This is a genomic window from Kocuria sp. HSID17590, assembly GCF_003989485.1.
GTDB lineage: Bacteria > Actinomycetota > Actinomycetes > Actinomycetales > Micrococcaceae > Kocuria > Kocuria salsicia.
The window spans coordinates 21,942-28,266 of record NZ_RBMB01000032.1 but is presented as its reverse complement, the minus strand read 5'-3'; the positions used below and the strand labels follow the sequence as shown (position 1 = coordinate 28,266).

The window sequence follows — 6,325 nt, the reverse complement described above, 5'->3', positions numbered from 1 at the left end:
AGCGCGAACGCCGTCTGGTCCATCACGCGGATGTCGCGGGCGAGGGCGTCGTCGTAGGTCAGACTCGCCAGGCGCTCGGCCGCGGGATCCTTGCGGGGATCTGCGGTGTAGACGCCGTCCACACCGTTCTTTGCCATGAGGACCTCCGTGGCGTGGACCTCCAGGGCGCGCTGCGCGGCCACGGTGTCCGTGGAGAAGTACGGCAGACCGGCGCCCGCGCCGAAGATGACCACGCGGTCCTTCTCCATGTGCCGGATGGCGCGGCGCGGGATGTAGGTCTCCGCCACCTGCTCCATCTTGATCGCGGACTGCACGCGGGTGTCCACGCCGCACTGCTCCAGGAAGTCCTGCAGCGCGAGGCAGTTCATCACGGTGCCCAGCATGCCCATGTAGTCCGCACGGGAACGGTCCATCCCGGCCTGCGAGAGCTCGGCGCCGCGGAAGAAGTTTCCGCCGCCCACCACGATCGAGGTCTCCACGCGGCCCACCGTCGCGGCAATCTGCTCCGCGATCTGGCGCACCACGGTGGTGTCCACGCCCACGCTGCCGCCGCCGAAGACCTCGCCCGAGAGCTTCAGCAGCACGCGACGACGCGCCGGCGCTCCCGGACGCACCTCCCGGCTCATGCGGATGGCCTCGTCCTGGGGCTCGGATTCGTTGGTGGTGGGCATGGAACCTCCCGGGGCCGGTGTGTCGTCAGGGTGCTTCCCCGGGCACCACCCCCGCGTGTCGTGACGGGGTGCCCGTGAGAGCGGCCGGCGCGTGGCAGACCGCCCACCAGCATACAGAAACGGCGGGGCCCCACCGGTCTCCCGGCAGGGCCCCGCCGTCGCGGGGTGCGGCGCGCGGGCGGTCTCCCTCCCACAACGCCGCGGCGGCCGCGCAGCGCCTCACCTCGGTGGAGCGCCCCGCAGTCGCAGTGGTGAGATCAGGCTCCCACGCGGAACCGCGCGAACGCGGTGGCGGTGGCGCCGGCCTCGGAGAGCACCTGGCCCACGGACTTCTTGGAGTCCTTCGCGAAGTCCTGGTCCACGAGCACGACGTCCTTGTAGTAGCCCTTCAGGCGACCCTGGACGATGTTCGGGATGATCTTGTCCGGCTTGCCCTCGTTGCGAGCGGTCTCCTCGGCCACGCGCTTCTCGTTCTCGACCGTCTCGGCGGGAACGTCCTCCTCCGAGAGGAAGGTCGGGGACATCGCGGCGATGTGCACGGCAACGTCGTGCGCGGCGGCCTCAGCGTCAGCACCGGACACGGCCAGCAGGACGCCCACCTGGGCGGGGAGGTCCTTGGAGGTCTTGTGCAGGTACACGGCCACGTGGTCACCGGCCACACGGGCCACACGACGCACGACGACCTTCTCGCCCAGCAGCGCACCGGTCTCGGTGACGAGCTCGGAGACGGGCTTGCCGTCCACCTCCGTGGCGAGCAGAGACTCGAGATCCGCGGCGTCCGCGGCCACGGCGGCGTCGAGCACCTTGTTGCCGAACTCCACGAACGGCGCGGACTTGGCCACGAAGTCGGTCTCGGAGTTGACCTCAACCATGTAGCCCACGTTGTTCTCCGCGCGGGCCACGATGATGCCCTCGGCGGTGGAACGGCCCTCGCGCTTGGTGACGCCCTTGAGGCCCTTCACGCGGATGATCTCCAGGGCCTTCTGGGTGTCGCCGTCGGCCTCGTCCAGGGCCTTCTTGACGTCCAGCATGCCGGCGCCGGTGCGCTCGCGCAGGGCCTTGATGTCAGCAGCGGTGTAGTTCGCCATGTGAACTCCTCTGTTATCGGTTGTGTCCGCACCGGGCGTCCTCGGACGCCCGGTGCGGTTCCGGTCACCACTGTGGGTCACCGGGAAGAATGGGAGGTGAACACCTCCCGCGGCCTCACTCGGCGGCGGGGGCGTCCTTCTGCTCAGCGGTCTCAGCGGTCTCGGCCGGCTGCTCGGCGGCGGGAGCGGACTCCTCGGCCGGGGCGGCCTGCTCGGACTTCTGCTCCTCGTGCTGCTCGAGCAGCTCGCGCTCCCACTCGGCCATGGGCTCCTCGGCGGCGTTGGACTTGCCGTTGTGGCGCTCCATGAGGCCCTCGGCCACGGCGTCCGCGACCACGCGGGTCAGCAGGGAGACGGAGCGGATGGAGTCGTCGTTGCCCGGGATGGGGAACGCGACCTCGTCCGGATCACAGTTGGTGTCGAGGATCGCGACGATCGGCACACCGAGCTTCTGGGCCTCGTCGACCGCGAGGTGCTCCTTCTTGGTGTCCACGATCCAGATCAGGGACGGGGTCTTGGTGAGGTTGCGGATGCCGCCGAGCGTGCGCTCCAGCTTCTCCTTCTCGCGGCGCAGCAGCAGCAGTTCCTTCTTGGTGTACTGCGAGCCGGCGACGTCGTCGAAGTCGACCTCTTCCAGTTCCTTCATGCGGTCGATCCGCTTGGAGACCGTCTGGAAGTTGGTGAGCATGCCACCGAGCCAGCGGTGGTTCACGTAGGGCATGCCCACGCGGGTCGCCTGCTCGGCGATCGCTTCCTGCGCCTGCTTCTTGGTGCCGACGAAGAGGATGGTGCCGCCGTGGGCGACGGTCGACTTGACGGCCTCGTAGGCCTTGTCGATGAAGCCCAGCGACTGCTGCAGGTCGATGATGTAGATGCCGTTGCGCTCGGTGAAGATGAAGCGCTTCATCTTCGGGTTCCAGCGACGGGTCTGGTGGCCGAAGTGGACGCCGTTGTCGAGCATCTGGCGCATGGTTACGACGGGCATGTCGTCTCCTGTGAGTATCTGACGGCCCGGGGGCCGTCATGGGTTGACGGTTCTCGACCGGCGGTGCCGGTCCCTGGCGCGATGCGGCGGGCCACTCCTTCTCAAAAGGTGCTCGCACGTGCCCCGTACCGAGTTCCCGTGGAACGGGGGTCTCGGACCGAGGGGCACGCACCCGCACGAAGCGTGTTCGTGGTGGGTTCCCTCGCGCGCGAAGTCAGCTGCCCGCCGTTGTTCCCACCCGCGAGCGGGCATGAGGAACCGATGGCAGGGCAACTGCACCGTTCAGTCTAGCGCATCGCGCGGTGTGCCCGCTCCACATCCCGCGGCACTTCGCCGCACGATGACGCCGCGGCGCCAGCCTGGTGGCATGACTCCCTCAGATCCTCCTGTCCCTTCCTCCGGAGCGCCCGTGCCGCAGCCTCGCGCACCGGGGCTGCCGGGTGCCACGGCGCTGGCGCTGCTGCTGCTCCTGGTTCTCGTGCACCCCGGGGCGCTCTCCCCCGCCGCGGCGGCACCTGCGGGCTGGGCGTGGCCCGTGTCCCCGCGTCCCGCCGTGGAACGGCACTTCGAAGCCCCGGCGAAGAAGTGGTTGCCGGGCCACCGCGGTGTGGATCTGCACGCTCCACCGGGCACGGAGGTGCACGCCCCGCAGGCGGGGACGGTGAGCTTCACGGGTGTGGTGGTGGACCGGGAGGTGCTCACGATCGACCACGGGGACGGCCACAAGTCCTCATTCGAGCCCGTCCTGGCCACGGTGGGCGGTGGCGACCGGGTGACCAGGGGTCAGGTGATCGGGAAGGTGGCGGAGCCCGGTCACGGTCCCGGAGGTACGGCCGTCCACTGGGGCGTGCGAGAGGACCGGGAGTACGTCAATCCGTTGCAGTTCGTCGTCGATCTGCGACCCTCGGTCCTGCTGCCCGTGCCGCAGCGGCAGTGAGCGGGAGGAATAGGTCCGGCCAGTTCGAGCCGGAGGGGTGGGGACGGGTCCTGCGGGAAATGGATCCTGCGGGAAGCGGCTGGCATCTTCGCCAACCGGGCGGAGACGCCGCTCGGACGGGGTCAAAGAAATCGCCCTCCCGCCGGGCGAGATACCTGGCGGGAGGGCGGTGCGCGTAGGGCGGGTGGGGCTTGAACCCACGACCCAAGGATTATGAGTCCTCTGCTCTGACCAGCTGAGCTACCGCCCCTCGTGACGACCCGAAGGCCGCCGCACCACGGTACCCCACCGTGACCTCCGGTGGCGTGCCACGGGGCCGGGCTCGGGTGCGGTGCCCGTGCGGCGTCGTCGTCCCCGGTGCAACGGACCGTGGCTGCTCAGCTGGAGGCACCGCTGTAGAGGGACTCGAATCGGTCCAGCGTGCGGGTGAAGGAGTGCTGGGACACCATGTGGTGGCTGTGCTCCCCCATGGCCCGCCGCTGCTCCTGCGTGGCGTCGAGCACCAGCTGCAGCTTGCGCGCCAGGTCTCCGGAGTCGCCCGGCGAGAACAGGTAGCCGTTGCGGCCCTCGTCAGCCAGGTGCGGCAGCGCACGGGCGTTGGCGAGCACCACGGGCTTCGAGGCGCTCATGGCCTCGAGCGTCACGAGGGACTGCAGCTCCGCGGTGCCCGGCTGGCAGAAGACGTCCGCGCGCAGGTACGCACGGCGCAGCTCCTCGTCCGTGAGGAAGCCCAGGAAGTGCACGCGGTCGGCCACGCCGCACTCGTGCGCGAGCGCGATGAGCCGGTCCCGCTGCTCCCCCTCCCCCACGATCTCCGCGTGCACGTTCTTCTCCCGGGGGATCAACCCCACGGCACGGATGAGCTCGTCCACGTTCTTCTCGACGGCGAGCCTGCCGCAGAACAGGACCACGGGGTGGTCCTGTCGTCCGATGTCCTCGCCATCGAGGGCCTCGTAGTGCCCGGCCTCGATCCCGTTGGACACCGCCAGCGCGCGGTCTGCCACGCCGTTGTCCACCATCGTGCGCACGGCGAGCGGGGTGGGCGCGGTGATGACGTCGCACCGGTCGTAGATGCGCGCCAGGTCCCACCAGGAGACCTTGCGGTAGCCCCTGATGAACCACTCCGGGAACGGCAGGAACGGCTCGATGTTCTCCGGGATGAAGTGGTTGGTGCCGATCAGCCGGATCCCGCGGCGCGAGGCCTCCTTCGCCACCAGCCGGCCCAGGATGTAGTGGCACTGGATGTGGACGACGTCCGGCTGGATCTCGTCGAGCAGCCGGGTGACCTCCCGGGCCACCTCCCACGGGAAGCACAGCCGGAAGTAGGGGTGCGTGAACGCGTGGTGGGAGCGGACGCGGTGCTCCGTGACGCCCCCGTCGTCCATGGTCCGGGAGGCACCGCTGGTGGGCATGGGCGCCACCACGTGGACCTCGTGACCACGCTCGAGCATGCCGTGCGCCAGGCGGCGGGCGAACTGTGCGGCACCGTTGACGTCGGGCGGATAGGTCTCTGCGGTGATCAGAATCTTCAATGCCTTGTGTTCCGTACGTGGGTCATCGGTCGGGGCGTGCATCCTTCCGGGACGACGCCGCCTGCTGGCCGGTGCCGCCATCCCGCGTCCTCGAGCGGGCGCGTGCGGCCGCTCGGCGCTGGATGACCTCTGGGTGGAACCGCGAGAGCAGGACCACGCCGACTATAGCAACGACACCTGCGAGCCCCATGCCAGCGGCGACCCACCCGGTGAACGCCGGTCCGGCCTCCCCGAGGACCAGGAGCCCCAGTGCCACACCCACCATGGGGTCCACCACGGTCAGCCCGGCGATCACGAGGTCCGGCGGTCCGCTCGAATACGCGCACTGCACCATCCAGCCGCCCAGGGCCGCCGCCACCAGCAGCATCAGCACGGCCAGCCAGTTCACGGCCCCGAGCCCCGCCGCGGTGAGGGTGGTCATGGTCAGGCGCACGAGCACCGCCACGAACCCGTAGAGCACCCCGGCCCCCACCACGTAGAACATGCTGATCCGATGACGCCGAAGCATCACCTCCGCAATGCCGAGGAGCACCACGAGCCCGAGCAGCATGAGCACCACGGTGTTCTCCGCCGCGGCTCCCGGCCTGCGGGTGGGGTCCGTGGCGGAGACGGCACAGGCGACGAAGCCGGCACCGCCGGCGGTGCACAGCGCCACCGCGAGCCAGGTGCGGCGGTTGATCGTCAGGTGCTGGTGGCGGGCGTGCAGCAGTGTCGTGATCGCCAGCGCGACCACACCGATGGGCTGCACCACGGTCACGGTGGCCAGCGTCAGCGCGGAGACGTTCAGCGCCATCCCCAGCCCCAGCAGGCCCGTGCCGAGCAGCCAGCGGCCGTTGCGCAGCAGGGCCCCCAGATTGCGGGGTCTCAGGGCCCCGGAGGTCTCGCCCCTGACGGCCGCCGACTGCGTCTGAGTGCCCACCGCGAGGCACACGGCGGAGGCGATCGCCAGCGCCACCGCGATCCACTGGCTCATCGTCCCGTCTTCTGCTGGTCCACGGACTCATCGTAGGGGCACCACTGCCACCGCGCTCCGCACCTCATCCCGCCGGACTCCGGAGATGCCGCGGGCCGGGCCCTCCGAAGAGGACCCGGCCCGGTGCCTCGGGAAACAG

General features: G+C 70.0%; 6 protein-coding genes and 1 tRNA gene. 1 reads left to right on the top strand and 6 read right to left on the bottom strand.

All coding sequences use genetic code 11. The features are described from left to right. The 3 genes from pyrH to rpsB all read right to left on the bottom strand — a co-directional run. A partial coding sequence (gene pyrH / locus D8M39_RS10455; RefSeq protein WP_126874982.1) for a UMP kinase occupies positions 1–626 on the bottom strand: 626 nt, incomplete at its 3' end. Between the two features lie 302 nt (positions 627–928). After that, a complete protein-coding gene (gene tsf / locus D8M39_RS10450) occupies positions 929–1,759 on the bottom strand; it encodes a translation elongation factor Ts (RefSeq protein WP_126874978.1) in 831 nt (276 codons plus the stop codon). 115 nt (positions 1,760–1,874) lie between these two features. Beyond that, positions 1,875–2,744, bottom strand: coding sequence for a 30S ribosomal protein S2 (gene rpsB, locus D8M39_RS10445; protein WP_094393638.1), 870 nt, complete (start codon positions 2,742–2,744; stop codon positions 1,875–1,877). 409 nt (positions 2,745–3,153) lie between these two features. Between rpsB and D8M39_RS10440 the strand changes: the two genes are divergently transcribed. After that, positions 3,154–3,681 (top strand): murein hydrolase activator EnvC, encoded by a 528-nt coding sequence (locus D8M39_RS10440; protein WP_238694052.1) that lies wholly within the window; start codon positions 3,154–3,156, stop codon positions 3,679–3,681. Positions 3,682–3,857: 176 nt separating this feature from the next. Here D8M39_RS10440 and D8M39_RS10435 read toward each other — a convergent pair. The 3 genes from D8M39_RS10435 to D8M39_RS10425 all read right to left on the bottom strand — a co-directional run bounded on the left by D8M39_RS10435 (position 3,858) and on the right by D8M39_RS10425 (position 6,186). Further along, a tRNA-Ile gene (locus D8M39_RS10435) sits at positions 3,858–3,931 on the bottom strand. A 127-nt stretch (positions 3,932–4,058) separates the two neighbouring features. Beyond that, positions 4,059–5,213, bottom strand: a complete 1,155-nt coding sequence (locus tag D8M39_RS10430) for a glycosyltransferase (protein ID WP_126874976.1) — start codon at positions 5,211–5,213, stop codon at positions 4,059–4,061. Between the two features lie 22 nt (positions 5,214–5,235). Further along, complete coding sequence (locus D8M39_RS10425) at positions 5,236–6,186, bottom strand: DMT family transporter (protein WP_126874975.1); 951 nt, start codon at positions 6,184–6,186, stop codon at positions 5,236–5,238. Positions 6,187–6,325: the final 139 nt, after the last annotated feature.